The 17560-nt window shown below is 71.5% G+C and carries 17 protein-coding genes; 7 read left to right on the top strand and 10 right to left on the bottom strand.

Annotation, left to right across the window (positions count from 1 at the left end):
- Nucleotides 1–135 precede the first annotated feature (135 nt).
- From ACFO6Q_RS09925 to ACFO6Q_RS09935, 3 genes are all read right to left on the bottom strand, one after another.
- Nucleotides 136–2574 (bottom strand): NHL repeat-containing protein, encoded by a 2439-nt coding sequence (locus tag ACFO6Q_RS09925; protein WP_380020529.1) that lies wholly within the window; start codon nt 2572–2574, stop codon nt 136–138.
- A 164-nt stretch (nt 2575–2738) separates the two neighbouring features.
- On the bottom strand, nt 2739–5543 hold the full coding sequence (locus tag ACFO6Q_RS09930) for a serine/threonine-protein kinase (RefSeq protein ID WP_380020532.1): 2805 nt from the start codon (nt 5541–5543) through the stop codon (nt 2739–2741).
- A gap of 39 nt (nt 5544–5582) precedes the next feature.
- Complete coding sequence (locus tag ACFO6Q_RS09935; protein ID WP_380020534.1) at nt 5583–6143, bottom strand: ECF-type sigma factor; 561 nt, start codon at nt 6141–6143, stop codon at nt 5583–5585.
- Nucleotides 6144–6278: 135 nt separating this feature from the next.
- Between ACFO6Q_RS09935 and ACFO6Q_RS09940 the strand changes: the two genes are divergently transcribed.
- On the top strand, nt 6279–7589 hold the full coding sequence (locus tag ACFO6Q_RS09940) for a metal-dependent hydrolase family protein (protein WP_380020536.1): 1311 nt from the start codon (nt 6279–6281) through the stop codon (nt 7587–7589).
- Between the two features lie 334 nt (nt 7590–7923).
- Here the strand turns inward: ACFO6Q_RS09940 and ACFO6Q_RS09945 are convergent, their stop codons facing one another.
- Genes ACFO6Q_RS09945 through ACFO6Q_RS09955 form a run of 3 tightly spaced genes read right to left on the bottom strand, consistent with a single transcriptional unit; the run spans nt 7924 to nt 9958 of the window.
- Nucleotides 7924–8502, bottom strand: coding sequence for a Fe-Mn family superoxide dismutase (locus tag ACFO6Q_RS09945; protein WP_380020537.1), 579 nt, complete (start codon nt 8500–8502; stop codon nt 7924–7926).
- 41 nt (nt 8503–8543) lie between these two features.
- Nucleotides 8544–9023 carry a hypothetical protein gene (locus tag ACFO6Q_RS09950; RefSeq protein ID WP_380020539.1) on the bottom strand — a complete coding sequence of 160 codons (480 nt, stop codon included), beginning with the start codon at nt 9021–9023 and terminating at the stop codon, nt 8544–8546.
- On the bottom strand, nt 9023–9958 hold the full coding sequence (locus ACFO6Q_RS09955; protein WP_380020541.1) for an MFS transporter: 936 nt from the start codon (nt 9956–9958) through the stop codon (nt 9023–9025). Before ACFO6Q_RS09955 ends, ACFO6Q_RS09950 begins: the two co-directional genes overlap by 1 nt.
- Before the next feature lie 86 nt (nt 9959–10044).
- Here ACFO6Q_RS09955 and ACFO6Q_RS09960 point away from each other — a divergent pair, with 86 nt between their 5' ends.
- Nucleotides 10045–10719: a helix-turn-helix transcriptional regulator gene (locus tag ACFO6Q_RS09960; RefSeq protein WP_380020543.1), complete on the top strand. Its 675-nt coding sequence runs from the start codon at nt 10045–10047 to the stop codon at nt 10717–10719.
- A 13-nt stretch (nt 10720–10732) separates the two neighbouring features.
- Here the strand turns inward: ACFO6Q_RS09960 and ACFO6Q_RS09965 are convergent, their stop codons facing one another.
- Nucleotides 10733–10948 carry a helix-turn-helix transcriptional regulator gene (locus tag ACFO6Q_RS09965; protein WP_380020544.1) on the bottom strand — a complete coding sequence of 72 codons (216 nt, stop codon included), beginning with the start codon at nt 10946–10948 and terminating at the stop codon, nt 10733–10735.
- Between the two features lie 43 nt (nt 10949–10991).
- The gene (locus ACFO6Q_RS09970) at nt 10992–11618 is read right to left on the bottom strand and encodes a hypothetical protein (RefSeq protein ID WP_380020546.1); all 627 of its coding nucleotides are present in this window, start codon (nt 11616–11618) and stop codon (nt 10992–10994) included.
- Nucleotides 11619–11817: 199 nt separating this feature from the next.
- Here ACFO6Q_RS09970 and trxA point away from each other — a divergent pair, with 199 nt between their 5' ends.
- Nucleotides 11818–12687 carry a thioredoxin gene (gene trxA / locus ACFO6Q_RS09975; RefSeq protein ID WP_380020548.1) on the top strand — a complete coding sequence of 290 codons (870 nt, stop codon included), beginning with the start codon at nt 11818–11820 and terminating at the stop codon, nt 12685–12687.
- Nucleotides 12688–12700: 13 nt separating this feature from the next.
- Here the strand turns inward: trxA and ACFO6Q_RS09980 are convergent, their stop codons facing one another.
- Together ACFO6Q_RS09980 and ACFO6Q_RS09985 are read right to left on the bottom strand one after the other, a co-directional pair.
- Nucleotides 12701–13966, bottom strand: coding sequence for an MFS transporter (locus ACFO6Q_RS09980; RefSeq protein WP_380020550.1), 1266 nt, complete (start codon nt 13964–13966; stop codon nt 12701–12703).
- A 10-nt stretch (nt 13967–13976) separates the two neighbouring features.
- Entirely contained in the window at nt 13977–14201 is a 225-nt protein-coding gene (locus tag ACFO6Q_RS09985) for a hypothetical protein (protein ID WP_380020552.1), read from the bottom strand.
- Here ACFO6Q_RS09985 and ACFO6Q_RS09990 point away from each other — a divergent pair.
- The 4 genes from ACFO6Q_RS09990 (at nt 14200) to ACFO6Q_RS10005 (ending at nt 17464) form a co-directional block, all read left to right on the top strand.
- Nucleotides 14200–14691 (top strand): DUF4442 domain-containing protein, encoded by a 492-nt coding sequence (locus tag ACFO6Q_RS09990; protein WP_380020554.1) that lies wholly within the window; start codon nt 14200–14202, stop codon nt 14689–14691. The genes ACFO6Q_RS09985 and ACFO6Q_RS09990 overlap by 2 nt on opposite strands.
- Nucleotides 14691–15602 (top strand): class I SAM-dependent methyltransferase, encoded by a 912-nt coding sequence (locus tag ACFO6Q_RS09995; protein ID WP_380020556.1) that lies wholly within the window; start codon nt 14691–14693, stop codon nt 15600–15602. The genes ACFO6Q_RS09990 and ACFO6Q_RS09995 overlap by 1 nt, the downstream gene beginning before the upstream one ends.
- A gap of 171 nt (nt 15603–15773) precedes the next feature.
- On the top strand, nt 15774–16964 hold the full coding sequence (locus ACFO6Q_RS10000; RefSeq protein ID WP_380020558.1) for a TIGR03032 family protein: 1191 nt from the start codon (nt 15774–15776) through the stop codon (nt 16962–16964).
- The gene (locus ACFO6Q_RS10005; protein WP_380020560.1) at nt 16961–17464 is read left to right on the top strand and encodes a hypothetical protein; all 504 of its coding nucleotides are present in this window, start codon (nt 16961–16963) and stop codon (nt 17462–17464) included. Before ACFO6Q_RS10000 ends, ACFO6Q_RS10005 begins: the two co-directional genes overlap by 4 nt.
- Nucleotides 17465–17560: the final 96 nt, after the last annotated feature.

A 17560-nucleotide genomic window follows, 5' to 3' on the forward strand; every position in this document is an offset into this window, starting at 1 on the left:
CAGCCTAGCGCAGCGCGGCCCCGCACGACAAATTCGCCGCCGCGCCGACGGCAACGAAAAAAGCCGCGCCGCCGGGGCGGCGGCGCGGCGCGGAGGCGGCGCGGAGGGAGGACGCCGCCTGCCGGAGCCGGCGGATCAGCCGTCGAAGCCGTTGGCGAAGATGCGCCCGCCGCCGTCGCCGACGGTCAGCGTGACCGGCACGGCGACGTGCCGCTTGAGCGGATCGTTGCTGTTGACGCACAGCGTCGTCGTATAGACGCCGGCTTGAAGGGTGCTCGCGTCGAAGGTCAGGTCGACCGTATTGGACACGCCGTAGTCGCCGATCGCGCCACTGGCCGGATCGGCGACCAGCCACGGCACCTGGTCGAGGTTGGCGCAGGGCCGGCCCGAGCGCGCGATCGCAAGGCCGCCGCTCCACAGGCGGTAGGCGTCGAAGTCGCCGCCGGTTTCGAGCACGCCGAGCGCGGTCGCCGCGCCGGTGGTCGGGTCCACGACGTAGGACTTGGTCACCAGCCCGCTGGTGTCGGCGTTGTCGATCGCAACCAGATACAGGCGGCCGTCGCCGTCGTCGAAATCCATCGCCGCGGCGTACTGCGTGAAGATGCCGGTGTCGCCGATCACGTTGGCGTCGCCGGTGGCGCGGTCGATCGCGACCAGGGTGTGACTCAGGCCCTCGAAGCCGTACATCGCGCCGCCGGCGTCGACGGCGATGTCGGTGATCGCGATCGCCTGCATGCCGGGAATGGAGATTCCGCCGACGAGGCTCGACGCACCGGTGGCCGGATCCACCGTGTACAGCTTGCTGCGGCCGAGCAGGTCCTCGCTGACCGAGACCACGTAGAACAGGCCGCTGACCGCGTCGTAGGCCGCGCCCGTCACGCTGCCGCCGTTGGCGCCGATGCCGGTCGCGCCGATCATCGTGGTCGTGCCGCTGTCCACGTCCATGCGGAACAGCACGCCGCCGGTGCTGGTGATCGCGTACAGGTTCTTCAGATCGTCGCCGACGAAGTCGCCGGCGGACCAGGTCGTCTCGTCCGGCAGCGCGAACGGCGCCGGCGTCAGCGTCTGCGGCGCGAGCAGGTCGAATCCGGCGAGGCCGCCGTGGCCGAGGAAGGTGGCCACGTCGATCGTGCTGATGCCGGTGTAGCCCGGCACGCCGCCGGCACCCGCCGTCGACGGCCCTCGCGCGCCGGAGAGCGGCGCCTGCAGCGGCTGCAGTGCGGCGATCCGCGCCGGTGTCAGCCGCGCCGACGGCGAGGTGCCCAGCTGCAGCTCGCCGGGCGCCTGCGCGGCCGGCGCGTGGCGCAGCCCCGGCGGTACGTGCGCCGAGGTCGACTGCGTGCCGACCTCGTAGCGCAGCGGCCGGTTGCCGTAGTTGCCGATCGACAACGTCTGCGTGGCGAACTCGCCCGGCGCGAGCGTCACGTCGTAGGCGTCGTGGTCGAGCCGGATCACCGGCGCGCCGACGGTGACGCCGGACCACGCCGACGCGACGCTGCGCACGACCGCGCTCGGCGTCCAGCGGATCGCCAGGCCGTCCTGGATGCGCGGCTCGTTCAGCGAGTACTGCGTGGCGATACCCATCACGCCGTCCGGCATCATGCCGTAGTTCATGCCGACGCTGGCCTGCAGGCCGTGGTCGTAGGACGAATCCTCGAACGTGGTGTGCAGATACTGGAACACGATGTCGTCGCTGCCTTCGCTGAAGACGACCTCGAACGTGGCGCCCTGCGGATCGGCCGGGCCCTCGGAGGCGAACATGCCGCGGTCGTACCATTCGACGACGAAGCGGCGGTTCGGCGCGCTGCCGAGCGTGGCCGTGTAGATCGCGCCGTAGCGCGCGTCCAGGCGCATCCACAGCGGCGCGATCACCGGATAGACGCCGCTGTTGGCCGCGTTCGCGGTCGGCAGCGGCTGGTCCCAGACGCCGCCGATCAGGCCGCTGACGTCGGTGCCGAAACCGATCGCACCGTGCACGCCGACCGCGATGCGCCGCGACGGGCCGCCGTAGAAGTTGACCGGAAACGGCAGCGCGACCGCCGCCTGGCCGTTCTGCCCGATGTCCAGCGCCTGGCCGATCGCGGTGACGTCGACGAAATCCGCCGGCGCCGTGTCGTCGGCGACGTAGTTGGGCAACGCCGCGACCGCGGTCCAGGTGGCGGTCGAGCGCAGGTTCGCCCCGACCGTCAGGATGCGGTTGTACTGGTAGCTCTCGCCCGGCGCCAGCGGCTGCCGCACGCCGAACAGGAACTGCTGGTCCGGCTCGGCGCCGTTGTCGCCGAGCGTGTGGTACTCGTAGGTCGTCGTCGAATGATTGGTGACGGTGTAGCAGAAGTTGACCTGCTCGCCGGCGACCGCGTCGAGCGAAGGACCGCCCTCGCAGGCCTGCGGATCGAGATTGCGGCTGACCGTGACGGCCAGGCAGATGCCGTCCGCGTCGCAGCTGTCGGCCTGCCCCGCCACCGCCGCCGGTTCGCGCGCGGGCACCCGCGTCGCGGACGGATCGGCGGCCGCGAGCGCCCCGTACAGAAGGCCGCTGCCGGCCAGTGCCCATACCCGTTTCTTCGTTGCCACCCCGACACCTCTCGATTGCTGTCGGCCGCATCCCTGGCCAAGGATTCGCTGACGCGTTCCGCACCGCGCGGCCGCCTCGGCGGCGCGCGATCGCGGCGCATCTTCCCTAACGCAGAGCGGCCGCAAACCCTGACACGAAACTTCGCCGCGCGCGGCGCAAGCGGCTACCAGAAGCCGTTCAGGCCGACGAAGCGCGGCCGCTGCGCCGAACCGGCCAGCGCCTGCAATCGGGCGGCGGCACGCGCGCTGCGGGCGGGGTCGGCGGAAGGCAGGCCGAAATCGGCGCGCACCTCGTCGAGCAGCAGGTCGAACTGCCAGACCTGGGTCACCTCCTCGCCGCCGGTCGCGGCGACCAGCTCCGCGCGTCGCGCCGCCAGCGCCTCGAGCGCGGCGGCATCGCGCGTGGCCAGCGCGCGCGACCACAGGCGATGGATTTCGCTGCGCACGCGCGACGGCGCGCCGTCGACCTGCGCGGCGGAAAACTGCGCGATGGCCTGCCCGAACCAGCGCTGCGCCTCGTCATGGCGCCCCTGCACCAGCGCGCAGCGGCCGAGGCTGTCCTCGATCTCGCCGACGTGGGCGTTGGGCGTGCCAGCGGACAGCGCCTGCGCGTAGCGCAGCGCCTCCTGTAGCACCGGCTCGGCCTGCTCGCACTGCCCCGACTGCAGCAGGCTCTCGCCGAGCAGCATGTCGGCGCGCATGAGGTAGCGATGCGGCGACGGCAGCGCGCGCAGCGAATGCTCGATCGCGCGCGCGCCGGCCAGCGCCGCGGCGGTGCGCAGGCGGTACAGGTCCAGCCGCGTCGCGACCTGGTCGACGAACGCGCCCTGCAGCGGCGTCAGCACGCTGCCGCCGCGGCGTGCGGCCTGCACCTCATCGAGTTCGGCGGCCGCGGCGGCGTAGTCGGCGCGGTTGAGCCGGCACTGCACCAGGTTCACGCGCGACATCACCACGCGGCCGTGCGTCGGGCCGAGCATCGCGCCGAGCCGCTCGACCGCGCTGCGCTGGCGCTCGATGCCGGTGACGGTGTCGCCAAGCAGGCAGTACGCGCGCGCCATCACCTCCTCGGTCGCCAGGCGCGAGAAGCGGCTGCCTTCGGCGGCGCGGTCGTGCGCATCGAGCGCGCGCTGGTACAGCGCGATGCCGCCGCGGATGTCGCCGCGGTCCACCGCCACGAACGCGCGCTGGTACAGCGCGCCGCCGAGATCGTCGAGCGAACGCGCCGAATCGCGCTCGAACTCGGCGATCGCCGCGTCCAGGCTCGCCGCCGCGCCCTCGTTGTCCTCGCGCTGGAACTGCGCGTAGCCGCGGTAGGCAAGGAACACGCCGTACCACAGCCGTTCGCCGCCCGGCGTGCGCCGCGCCAGCGGCAGCGCGTGCTCGATCAGCGCCACCTCGCGCGCGGAGGTGTCGAGCGCACGCAGCGCCTCGATCAGGTTGCCGGCCGCGGACAGGTATTCCTCGGCATGCGCCTCGCGCACCGGCTCGAGCATCTCGACCGCGCGCGCCGCGCGCGGCATCGCCTCGTCGTCGCGGCCGAGCGCCTGGAACACGCCGGCGATCTCGCCGAGCAGCACGGCGCGCGTGACGTCGTCGACGTCCTTGCGCGCCTCGAGCCGCGCAGCCGCGCGCTCGAGCAGGTCCAGCGGCCGCGCGTCGGCGCCGGCGTTCTGCGGATCGCCCTGGCGGAACACGTCGCGCATGAACGCGACTACGGTCTGCGCGCGGCGGCGCTGCTCGCGTTCGTGCCCGGCACGGTTGATCGCCACCACGCTGCTGGCGACCAGGCCGATGCCGAGCAGCGCGATCGCCGTGGCCGCGTAGGCGTGCCGGCGCAGCAGCTTGCCGAGGCGGTAGCCGAGCGAACCGCGCTGGGCGAGCACGGCCAAGCCGGCGAGCCAGCGCTCCAGATCCTCGGCCAGCGCCTGCGCGCCGTCGTAGCGCTCGCGCGGATCGTCGGCGGTGGCCTTGGCGACGATGCGGCCGAGATCGCCGCGCAGCGCGCGCGCCAGCCGCGCCGGCGCCAGCCCGCGTTCGGCGGCGATGCGCGCGGCGTGCTGCGCATCGCACTGCGCGTACGCCTGCTCCAGCCGCGGCAGCGACTTCGTCGTCTCGCGCGCGAGCGCGCGGCGGCGGCGCAGCTCGTGCGCGGACACGCCGCCGAGCAGTTCGTACAGCACCAGGCCGAGCTGGTACACGTCGCTGGCCGTCGTCACCGCCTCGCCGCGCAGCTGTTCCGGCGCGGCGTAGGCCGGCGTCATCGTCACCGTCTGCGGCCGGTCCGCGGCGGTGTCGTCGAGCAGCCTGGCGATGCCGAAGTCGAGCAGCTTCGGCACGCGTTCGGCGTCGAGCAGGATGTTGGAGGGCTTGAGGTCGCGGTGCAGCACGAGGTTGCGGTGCGCGAACTGCACCGCGCGGCAGACCTGCGCGACCAGGCGCACGCGCGCACGCAGGTCGAGCCGCTGCCGGTCGCAGGCCTCGGTGAGCGCGGCGCCATCGACGTACTCCATCGCGAACCACGGCACGCCGGCGTCGGTGAGGCCGCCGTCGACGAGGTGCGCGATGTTCGGATGGCTCAGCCGCGCCAGGATCTGGCGCTCGCGCAGGAAGCGCTTGTGCAGGGCCGCGCTGCCGCCGCGCACCAGCTTCAGCGCGACCTTCTGCGCGATGTCGTCGATCCGCTCGGCCAGGTGCACCGCGCCCATGCCGCCCTCGCCGAGCAGGCGCAGGATGCGGTAGCGGCCGGCGACGATCGTGCCGGGCGCCAGCCCGGCGTCGACCGGCGGCATGCCGTCGGCGTCGATCTGCGTGTCGGCGTCGTCGAGCAGCCGGCGCACCAGCTGCGCCAGTTCCGCATCCGCGGCGGCCACGGGCGCGAGCTCGGCGCGGCGCGTTTCGGGCGTCGCCTCGAGCAGGCGATGGAACAGGCTGCGCAGGCGCGCGAAGCGCTCGCTCGACAGTTCGGTCATCGGCAGGCGTGGATCTTCGGGGAGTCGCGCATGCCCGGCCTAGCGGTCCAGTCGCGTGCGCAGCCAGCTGCGCGCCAGCGCCCAGTCGCGGTACACGGTGCGCTCGTCGACGTTCATCACGCCGGCGACCTCGGGCACGCTGAGGCCGACGAAGTAGCGCAGCTCGACCACGCGGGCGAGGCGCTCGTCGAGGCGTTCGAGCTGGGCGATCGCCTCGTCCAGCTCGCCGAGGTCGGTGTGGTCGGGCAGCGGCAGGCCGAGCGCCTGGGTCAGGTCTTCGCGCTGCCAGTCGCCGCCGTGCTTGTCGGCAGCGGCGCGGCGCGCGCGGTCGACCAGGATCTGCCGCATCGTGCGCGCGGCAAGGCGGAACAGGTGCTCGCGGTCGACGATGTCGATCCGCTCGGCGCCGAGCAGGCGCAGGAACATCTCGTTGAGCAGCGCGGTCGGCTGCAGCGTGCGCTGGTCGGGGTGGTCGGCCAGGCGCCTGGCCGCGAGCAGGCGCAGGTCGCCGTACACCGCCGGCAGCAGCGCGTCGAGCGCGTACGCGTCGCCCTCGCGCCAGCGCTGCAACTGGAGGCTCAGGTTGGCGCTGTCTTCCATTGCCGGCTCCGGATCGGGCCCGATTCTAGAGCATCGCCCGCGCTCGCCGGATGCGGGGCGGACCATGCCGAACGGCACCTTCGCGCCGGCACGGCGCGGCTAAGATGGGCGCTTCCGCCCGCCGAGGAGATCGCGATGAACCTGCTGCTCGCCACCGCCGTCGCCGCGTTCGCGGCTCCCGCCGCGCCCGCTCCCGCGGCGCCGGGCGTGACCGCCCTGCACTGCGCGAACGCGCTCGACACCGCGGGCGGCAAGCTGCTCGGCGAGACCACGATCGTGATCGAGGGCAAGCGCATCCGCGAGATCAGGCCCGGCCGCGCGGACGTGCCCGGTGCGGCGGCGATCGAACTCGCCGGCGCAACCTGCCTGCCCGGCCTCATCGACAGCCACACGCATCTGACCGGCGAAACCAGCCCGACCGGCTACACCGACCAGTTCCGCTGGAACGTCGCCGACTACGCGATCCGCTCCACCGTGTACGCGCGGCGTACGCTCGAGGCCGGCTTCACCACCGTGCGCAACCTCGGCGACGGCTCCAATGCCTCGATCGCGCTGCGCAACGCGATCAACGCCGGCATCGTGCCGGGCCCACGCATCTTCACCGCCGGCGGCGCGATCGGCACCACCGGCGGCCACGCCGACGACACCGACGGCTACCGCGCCGACCTGCAGGGCGATCCGCACGCCAAGGACGGCATCATCAACGGCGCCGACGACGCCTGGAAAGCCGTGCGCCAGCACTACAAGGACGGCGTCGACCTGCTCAAGATCATGCCGTCCGGCGGCGTGCTGGACGAAAGCAGCAGCGTCGACAACGCGCAGATGACGGTGGACGAGATCAAGGCCGTGGTCGCCGCCGCGCACGACTACGGCTTCACCGTCGCCGCGCACGCGCACGGCGCGGAGGCGATCCGCCGCGCGGTGGTCGGCGGCGTGGATTCGATCGAGCACGGCACCTTCATGACCGACGAGGACATGAAGCTGATGAAGCAGCACGGCACCTGGTACGTGCCGACCATCATCGCCGGCAAGTACGTGCAGGAGATGGCCGAGAAGCCGGGCTACTACCCGGCGCAGATCGCGACGAAGGCCAGGCAGGTCGGGCCGCTGATCCAGCAGACCGCCGGCCGCGCCTACAAGGCCGGCGTGAAGATCGCCTTCGGCACCGACGCGGCGGTGTATCCGCACGGGCAGAACGCGAAGGAGTTCCAGTACATGGTCGAGGCCGGCATGCCGCCGCTGTACGCCCTGCAGGCGGCGACCACGCACGCGGCCGAGCTGCTGAAGAAGTCGCAGGACCTCGGCACGCTGGAAGCGGGCAAGTTCGCCGATGTGATCGCCGTCGCCGGCAACCCGCTGGAGGACATCCGGCGCATGCAGGACGTCGGCTTCGTGATGAAGGAAGGCGTGGTCTACAAGCAGGCGGGCAAGGCGCCGGCGCCGTAGGCCGGTCTCCGCCGCGCCGGCGTCGTTCTGGGCTGGAGGCGGTAAAGATTGAAACACGAAGAACGCGAAGACGGAGCGGAAGAACTGGCTTGGCGTTCTCTCCGCGCGCCCTTCGTGTTTCAGGCTCCTGCTTCAAGGCGCGACCCGACCATCCCACTGGCGACGGATTCCCGGACGCAAGGCGCAGGTGGCGCCGGTACTCGCGGCGCTGAGCCGGGAGTGAAGATCTGAGAGCGGGTTCTCGCAGAGACGCAGAGATCGCAGAGTAGGAGATGGATCTTTTACCTCTGCGATCTCTGCGCCTCTGCGAGACTTCTTCTTTGCAACCGAACCGTCAGGTCATTTGGCTGGCGACGAAGTCCCAGTTGACCAGGTTCCAGAACGCTTCGACGTACTTCGGCCGCGCGTTGCGGTAGTCGATGTAGTAGGCGTGTTCCCACACGTCGCAAGTCAGCAGCGGACGGTCGGTGCCGGTGATCGGCGTGCCGGCGTTGGAGGTGCTGGCCAGCGCGAGGCCGCCATCCGGACGCTGCACCAGCCAGCCCCAGCCGGAACCGAAGGTGCCCACGCTGGTCTTGGTGAACTCGTCCTTGAACTGGGCGAAGCCGCCGAAGGCCTTGTTGATCGCGTCGGCCAGGCGTCCGCTCGGCTCGCCGCCACCGTCGGGCTTGAGGCAGTTCCAGTAGAACGTGTGGTTCCAGATCTGCGCGGCGTTGTTGAACATGCCGCCGGAGGACTTCCTGATGATCTCTTCGAGCGAAAGGTTCTCGAACTCGGTGCCCTTGATCTGGTTGTTGAGGTTGGTGACGTAGGTCTGGTGGTGCTTGCCGTAGTGGTAGTCGATGGTTTCCGCGCAGATGTGCGGAGCCAGCGCATCGCGCGCCCAGGGAAGCGGGGGAAGTTCGATCGCCATCGTCGGTTCCTCTTGGTGGTGAACTCGTGGTGTGGAGAAGGTCAGGCCGGCAGCGGCAAGGTGACGCGACGCGCGGTCGGCAGGCCGAGCACGACCAGCGCGGCGAATCCGCCGAACACCCACAGCGCGGCGCGGCTCGCACCTGCCACGCCGCCCGGCTCGCTGAGGCCGGCCGCGTTCGCGAGCAGGCCGGCCAGCGCGGCGCCGACCGACATCGCGTACAGCTGCACGGTGGAGATCGAGGCGGAGGCGAGATCGCCTTCCGCCGCCGGCGCCGATTCCAGCACGGCCGTCAGCAGGTGCGGCCAGGCCATGCCGATGCCGAGTCCGGCGCCGGCCAGCGCGACGCACAGCAGCGCGAAGCCAGCCCCCTGCTCGAAGCCGTGCGCGCGGCGCAGCATGAGGCCGAGCGCGGCCAGCGAAACCGCCATCAGCAGCGGGCTGACGCGGATGATGCGCGCGGCGCAGGCGCCGTCGCGCCCCGCGCTCAGGGTCGAGCCGAAGCTCCAGCCGGCCGCCATCACCGCCGCAGATACCCGGCCGCCAGCGGCGTGTGGCCGTGGATCGTCTGCAGGAAATACGGCACGAAGATCTCGGTCGTGCTGCCGATCACCAGCAGGCTCATGCACAGGTAGACGGCGCGCAGCCGCGTGGACGAATACGCCCCGTGCGGCAACAGGCGCACGGCGGCGTGGCGGTCGAGCCGCACGATCAGCGCCGCCAGCACCAGTCCGATGCCCACGCCGAACAGCTGCCACGCGCCCGAACGGGCCAGGCTGGCCAGCGAGACGGCCAGCACCGACAACGCCAGCAGCGCCAGGCGCCCGCCGGCGATGCGCGCGCCGCCGCCGGACGACGCACGCGCCGTCGACGGCAGGTAGGCCACGACGATCGCCGCGAGCACCACGACCACCGGCAGCAGGCTCCAGAACGCCGCGCGCCAGTCGCCCCATTGCGCGAACACGCCGCCGATGGCCGGCCCCGACAAGGTGGCGATGCCCCACATCGCCGACACCAGCCCCATCGCGCGCGGCCACAGCGCCGGCTCGAACACCTGCCGGATCAGCACGTAGGCGAGCGAGACCAGCACGCCGCCGCCCAGTCCCTGCAGCGTGCGCCCGCCGAGCATCCACGCCATGTCCGGCGCGCAGGCGCAGACCATGGTGCCGGCCGTGAAGACCGCCAGCGCGATGAGGTACGCGCCCTTGGCGCCGGCGCGCCCGGCCAGCGGCGCCGCCAGCGCCGCGCCGAGGATCGAGGCAATCACGAACAGGGTCGTGTTCCAGGCGTACCAGGCCAGTCCGCCGATGTCGGCGACGACCGAGGGCATGATCGTCGTCACGACGTAGACGTTGATCGCGTGCAGCGCGGTGCCGCCGGCCAGCGCGAGCGAGCGCATGCCGTTGCGGCCGGACAGCAGGTCGGACCAGGAAGCGGAGGCGGTGGTGGCGGACATGGACGATCCCGGCGGCGTGCGCGCGGCGCGCCTCATATGCAAGAATGTTCTTGGATATTAGACCGGACCGATCCATTTAAACAAGCATGAACTTGGATAATAAATTCGATCAGGCCGCTGAGCGCATCCTGTTCCAGCTCAAGACGCGCGGGCCGCTGGGCACGTTGGCGCTGGCCGAGGTTCTGCAGCTGACCGGCGAAGCCGTGCGCCAGCAGGTGGTCAAGCTGCTCGACGCCGGCCTGATCGAGGGCGAGTCGGAGCGCGGCGGCGGCGCCGGACGGCCGCGCCAGCTGTGGAAGCTGACCGGCGCCGGCCACGCGCGCTTCCCCGACACGCATGCGCAGCTGGCGGTCGAGCTGATCCGCTCCGCCCGCGCGCTGTTCGGCGAGGCCGGCGTCGACCGCCTGATCGACGCACGGCGCGAAGACAGCCGCGCCGCCTACCTGCAGGCGATGGCCGGCGCGCGCACGCTCGGCGAGCGCGTGCGCCGGCTCGCCGCGATGCGCGAACGCGAGGGCTACATGGCGCGCGCGGAACGCGACGGCCGCGACTGGCTGCTGATCGAGGACCACTGCCCGATCTGCGCCGCCGCGCAGGTCTGCCAGGGCTTCTGCCGCGCCGAACTGGAACTGTTCCGCGAGGTGCTCGGCGACGGCGCGCAGGTCGTGCGCGAGCAGCACCTGCTCGCCGGCGCGCGCCGCTGCGTCTACCGCGTCGGTACGCGCCGCACGCTGGCGACGCCGCTGCGCGTCACCGCCTGAGCCGCGCGAGCGGTCAGGGCTCGCTCCAGCGGAACACGTCGTCCACGCGCATGCCGAACGTGCGCGCGATGCGGAAGGCGAGCTCGAGCGAGGGCGCGTAACGGCCCGCCTCGAGCGCGATGACGGTCTGCCGCGTGACGCCGCAGGCGTCGGCCAGCGCCTGCTGGGTCATCTCGCCGTGCTCGAAGCGCAGGCGGCGGATCTCGTTGGCGATCGGCGTTCCGCTCATTGCTCGGCCCAGCCCCGCGGCACGGCCGTACCGGTGCGCGCGTTCAATGCCGGTCCTTCCAGTAGGCAAGCGCGCTGTAGGCGTACTCGAACAGCGTGCCGACGATCAGCGTGAGCACCAGCAGGTGGGCGAGCATCGGATGGCTGGCCCACTGCAGCCGCTCCGGCGGCGAGAAGCCGATCGTCACCGCGACGGCGACGACGCCGAAGGTGAGCGCGCCGCGGCCCCACTCCTGCGCCTTCGCCGCGATCTCGCGGTCGCGCTCGTCCTCCTGCACCCGCCCCTGCCAGCGCTGGCGCAGCACCGCGAACAGGATGAGCCAGGCGATGACCATCAGCGCGATCGTGCGGCCGACGCGCTGCGCGTCCGGGTTCTTCCACAGCGGCGGCCCCTGGAACGCCTCGGCGTGGACGAGCGCATAGGCGGCGATCACCGCGGTGAAGGCGAACGCGATCCAGGCGCGCCACTCGCCCGGCGCGATCGCCGTCTCGATGCCGTCCTGCGGCAGCCGCGACACCGCGATCAGCGAGGTCCACGACACCGTGATCAGCACCGCCACGCCGAGATTGCCGGCGTCGATGCCGAGCACGCGATCCGGCCCGGCCAGCAGCAGCCAGGTCGCACAGGCGCCGACCAGCAGCAGCGCGACGAACAGCCAGCGTTGACGCATGATGTACCCCTTAGCGGACAAAATGTCCGCTTTAGATTACATTTCGCTCCAGGCATGTCAAGTATTTTTGACATTGCCTTGCCTTCCTGCCGGGCCGGCAGCATGTGCTTTCGCGATCTTCCATAGATCGCGAGAATCGCGAGGCGGCCATCCGCGGCCGCACTTTCCAACCCCCTGCGTGACAGATCCGGAGTCGTTGATGCCCACCACCGTCCCCTCCCCGTACGTGTTCGACGCCACCGAAGCCAACTTCGAGGCCGAGGTCGTCCAGGCGTCGTTCCAGCAGCCGGTGCTGGTCGACCTGTGGGCGACCTGGTGCGGACCGTGCAAGACCCTCGGACCGCTGCTGGAGAAGGTCGTCGACGAGTTCAACGGCGCGGTGCGCCTGGCGAAGATCGACTGCGACAAGGAGCAGGCGCTGGCTGCGTCGTTCGGCGTGCGCAGCATCCCGACGGTCGTGCTGCTGCGCGAAGGCCAGCTCGTCGACGGCTTCACCGGCGCGTTGCCGGAAAGCGCGATCCGCGAGTTCCTGTCCCGCCACGTGCAGCCGAACGCGCCGGCGGAAGACGCCGTCGCGGCGGCGCCGGCCGTGCAGGAGACGCCGGAACAGGCGATCGCGCGCATCCAGCAGGAGATCGCCGCGGAGCCGGACCGGGCCGAGCTGAAGCTCGACCTCGCCGTGGCGCAGATGCAGGTCGGCAACGCCGCCGCGGCGGAGGCCGAACTCGACGCGCTGCCGGCCAACCTCGCCGCGGACGACCGCGCGCGGCGCCTGCGCGGCCAGCTCGATTTCGCCCGTGCGCTGAAGGATGCGCCGCCGGCCGCCGAACTCGCCGCGCGCATCGAGCGCGACCCGCACGACCACGCCGCGCGCGACCTGCTCGGCGTGCGCCTGCTGATCCAGGGCGACACCGCGGCCGCGCTGGAGCAGTTCCTCGCCGTGCTGAAGGCCGACCGCACCTGGAACGACGATCAGGCGAAGAAGCGCCTGATCGCCGCGTTCGCGGTGATCGACGACGAGGACCTGGTTGGCACCTACCGCCGCAAGATGTCGTCGCTGCTGTTCTGAGAGCCGGCGGGGCTCAGGTTCGCGCCGTGCCGGCCGTGCCGCGCAGCGCGAACCGCATCAGCAGGCCGATCACCACGAACAGCACCGCCGCGCTCAGCGCCAGCGACCAATGGATGCCGATGCGCGCGCCGACCAGGCCGACGGTGACGCCGCTGAACATGCGCATGCCGAGCGCGAACATGTTGTACACGCCGATCGCGCGGCCGCGCATCTCCGCCGGCGCGTCCAGCTGCACCAGGGTCTGCGCCATCGCGTTGAACGACAGTTCGACGAAGCCGGCGACGAACAGCAGCACCAGCGCGAACGTGTAGTCCGCGATCAGCGCGAAGCCGGCCAGCGCCACGCACCAGATCATCGCCAGCACGCAGGCGGTGCGCGCACGCGGCTGCAGCAGGCTGCGGCTTTCGAGCACGAAGCCGGCGGTCAGCGCGCCGGCCGCGTCGGCGGCGAGCAGCATGCTGTAGGAGAAGTCGGCGTGGGCGTGGCCGAGGTCGTGCGCGTAGCCGGGCATCTGCGCCTGGTACGCGTTGCCGATGAACAGCGAGGCGCAGCCGGCGAGCAGGGTCATCGCCATGATCACGCGGTGCTGCGCGATCTCGTGCAGCGCGCGCCAGATGTCGCCGAGGCTGCGCACCGCGCGCGTCGCCACGACTGCGCCGGCGGCACGGAACTTCGGCCCGTACGGCGCGACCGCGAGCCACAGGATGAACGGCAGATACAGCAGCGCGTTGACCAGGATGCCGAGATTGGGCCCCAGCCACAGCAGCAGGCCGCCGCCGATGCCCGGCCCCATCAGCAGGCCGAGCTGGCGTGCGGTCGCGTTCAGGCGCACCGCGCTCTGCAGGTGTTCGCGCCCGACGATGTCGTGCAGCAGCAGCTGCGAGGGCGGTCCCCACAGCACGCCGGCCAGGCCGTGCACGATCAGCAGCACCGCCGCGTGCCAGACCTGCAGCGTCCCGGTGATGAACAGCACGCCCCACAGGATCGACACACCCATGAACAGCGTCATGCCGATCTGGATCATGCGGCGCGGGTCGTAGCGATCGGCGAGCGAGCCGGAGTAGACCGAGAACAGCAGGAACGGAAGCCAGTGCGAGACGACGGCGAAACCGCCGAGCGCGGGCGACTTGAAGTGCTCGAAGATCACCCAGTAGCTGATCACGTGCTCGATGTTGTCGGCCATCATCGCCAGGGCCGACAGCAGGAAGTACGCGCGGAAACCGGGGTGGCGCAGCGCCGCGAAGGCGACGGGGGCCGGCTGGGAAGCGGAAGCGTTCATGGAGTTCCTTTCAATTCCGGTCAAGCGACAGCGCCTCGCGCATCGCCGGGGCGATGACACGATGAGTCCGGCAACACCGGAAACGGTTGGCGCGTTGGTTGACGTGAACGCTTACGGCGGCCGCGGTGTCCGCGGCGCGCGGCAATGATAAGGGCGTGCCGGCGAAGGCGGCAAGGCGCCGGCGGCACGACGCGTTCTTGTACGCTGTGGCTCCCGCCTTCGCGCCGATCGCCATGACGCCCGCCCGCCTGCGCCGCTTCATGAACCTGTGGCCGCCGTTCCTGTTCGCCGGCATCCGCGTGCTGGAGATCGCCGGCGACTGGCGCCACGCGCGCGTGGCGCTGCGCCGGCACTGGTACAACCGCAACTACGTCGGCACGCACTTCGGCGGCAGCCTGTTCGCGATGACCGATCCGTTCTGGATGATCCTGACGATGCAGTGCCTGGGCCGCGAGTACATCGTCTGGGACAAGGCCGGCGAGATCGAATTCGTCGCGCCGGGCCGCGCCGACGTGTTCGCCGACTTCCGCATCGACGAGGCGATGCTGGCGGAGATCCGCGCCGCCACCGCGAACGGCGAGAAATACCTGCGCTGGTGCGAGACGCCGGTCGTCACCGCGAACGGCGAGGTGATCGCGCGCGTGCGCAAGCAGATCTATGTGCGGCGCAAGCGCGAGGCGTCCGCGCCGCGCACGGATGGCGCCACACGGGACGACGCCTCGTGATGAGAAAGCTCGCGCGCGTCCTGCCGCAGGCCTGGCGCAACCGGCTGCGCGCCTGGCAGCTGCGCGGCATGGCCGCATGGCGAGACCGCGCCGAGGCGGCGCAGGCGCCGCTGCAGGAGACCGCCGTGCACTGCCGCTTCTGCGGCACCGCCGGCGCGCGCCATCGCGTGCTCGGCGACGTGCCGCTGACCCATCCGGGGCCGTTCCGGCAGAACGCGTACCGCCTGCTCCACTGCAATGTCTGCGACGTCGTCCATCTCGATCCCGAGCCCGGCGCGGCGGACCTGTCCACCTTGTACGAAGACTCCGTCCAGTTCAGCGACGAGACGTATTCCGGCGACGCACAGGCGTTGCGCGTGCTGGAAGGCTACGGCCGCCGCCTCGATCGCCTGGGCCTCGTGCCGGACGCGGGACAGGCGCTGCTGGAAGTCGGCGCCGGGCTGGCGTGGATATCGCGCGCCTGCAAGCAGCGCCGCGACGGCGTGCACACCGTCGCGCAGGACGTCAGCGGCGAATGCGCGGCGCGCTGCCCGTGGGTCGACCACTACCACGTCGGACCGCTCCGCTCGCTGCCCTCCGAGCGCCGCTTCGCGCTCGCCTCGATGACCCACGTGATCGAGCACCTGACCGATCCGGCCGCGATGCTCGCCGAACTCCATGCGCGCCTGCTGCCCGGCGGCAAGGTGTACGTGACCGCGCCGCATCGCCCGCCGCTGTGGCGCGCCGGCGACGGCATCCGCCCGTGGCTGCGCTACGAATACCTGCACGTGCCGGCGCACGTCGCCTATCTGTCGCGGACCTGGTTCGAGCGGGTCGCCGCCGGGCTCGGCTTCGAGCTGGTCGGCTGGGACACCTCGCACGACGGCCACCAGGTGCTGGAAGCCGTGCTGCGCAAGCGCGAGGAGGCGTAGCCTGCGCGCACTCCGCGGCCGCCCGCTGCCGCAGAATCCGGAACAGGGCAGCGCCGGATCGGCATTGCGCCGCCGCGCACGATCTCCCGCCCGGCGCGGCGTCGCACGGCGTCCGGTGGCGATCCCCGCGGCGCCTCGGCAGAATGGGCCGATCCTTTTGCGGAAGTCCCCGTGAACACACCAGCCGACGAATCCGCGGTTCCCCCCGGCGCCGAGGCGGCCGCGAACGAGAAAGCGCAGCCGGCCAGCGTCGCCGAAGTGCTCGGCAGCGTGCACACGACCAACTTCCCGGACCTGCTGCGCCAGCTCGGCGGCTGTCTGCTCGTGAGCACCTACCAGGCCGGCAAGCTGGTGATCCTGCGGCCCGACGGCGCCTCGATCAACACGCACTTCCGCACCTTCAACCGGCCGATGGGCATGGCCGCCGACGGCGAGCGGCTGGCGCTGGGCGCGGCGATCGAGATCGCCGAATTCCGCAACATGCCGGCGGTGGCCAAGCGCCTGCAGAACCCGCCGCGCCACGACGCGGTGTACCTGGCGCGGCGCGGCCACATCACCGGCGCGATCGACATCCACGAGATGGCCTGGGACAAGCACGGCGACCTGTGGTTCGTGAACACGCTGTTCTCCTGCCTGTGCACGCTGGATGCGAAATCCAGCTTCGTGCCGCGCTGGCGGCCGCGCTTCGTCTCGCACTACGCGCCGGAGGACCGCTGCCACCTCAACGGCCTGGCGATGCAGGGCGGCAAGCCGCGCTACCTGACCGCGCTGGGCGAGACCAACGAGCCGCAGGGCTGGCGCAAGAACAAGCGCGACGGCGGCATCCTCATCGACATGGCCACCGACAAGGTGATCGCGCGCGGCCTGTCGATGCCGCACTCGCCGCGCTGGTACGACGATCGCCTGTGGGTGCTCGAATCCGGCCGCGGCGCGCTGGTCACCATCGATCCGAAGACCGGCGAGAAGAAGGACGTCGCACGCGTGCCCGGCTTCGCGCGCGGACTCGACTTCATCGGCCCGGTCGCCTTCATCGGCCTGTCGCAGCTGCGCGAGACCAACGCGTTCACCGACATCGAGATCACCGAGGCGAATGCCGACCGCCAGAGCGGCGTGTGGGCGGTGCACATCGGCACGGGCAACACCATCGGCCTGCTGAAGTTCACCGGCGGCGTGCAGGAGATCTTCGCCGTGCAGGCGCTGCCCGGCGTGCTGTTCCCCGAGGTCATCCACGAAGGCGAGTTCCTCCATTCCTCCTACGCACTGCCGGACGAGGCGCTGCGCGAGGTCGGCTTCTCGCCGCAGCCGGCGGCGGCCGCCACCGGCTCCGCCTACGCGGCGGACGCGCCGCAGGCCGAAGCGTGAGCGCGGCGGCCGGCTTCCGCCTGGTGGTCGACTGGCAGGCGATGCGGCCGGCCGACGCCGAGGCGATCCGTGCGTTCTGGCGCGACGAGCGCGCGCTGACCGACGAGGCGCAGATGGACGAGCGCCTGAAGCAGGTCGTGCTGCACGCGCTCGACGGCGACGGCCGCCTCGCCGGCGTCTGCACCGCGGTGGCGGCGACGCCGCCCCCGCTCGGCCAGCCGCTGTACTTCTGGCGCTGCTTCGTCGGCGCGCGCTGGCGCTCGACGCCGCTGGTGATGTCGCTGCTGAAGCGCTCGTGCACCGTGCTGGAGGACTACGCGGCGGCGAACGGGCACCCGTGCATCGGCATCCTGCTCGAGCTGGAGAACGCGCGCTTCCGCGACAAGGGCCGCGCCGCGGTGTGGTGGAATCCGCGCTTCACCTACGTCGGCCGCAGCGCGCGCGGACTGGACCTGCGCGTGCACTACTTCAAGGGCGCACGGCTGAAGCCGCCGGCCTAGCGGGCGCGCCGCCCCCGATCCGCTGCCGCGCACTGGAAAGATCGCCGGATTTGTGCAGGTCCGGGCCGGGTTCATCCGGCCTAGACTGAATCGTTT

Origin of the sequence: Dokdonella ginsengisoli (genome assembly GCF_042652785.1) — a bacterium.
Classification (GTDB): domain Bacteria; phylum Pseudomonadota; class Gammaproteobacteria; order Xanthomonadales; family Rhodanobacteraceae; genus Dokdonella_A; species Dokdonella_A ginsengisoli.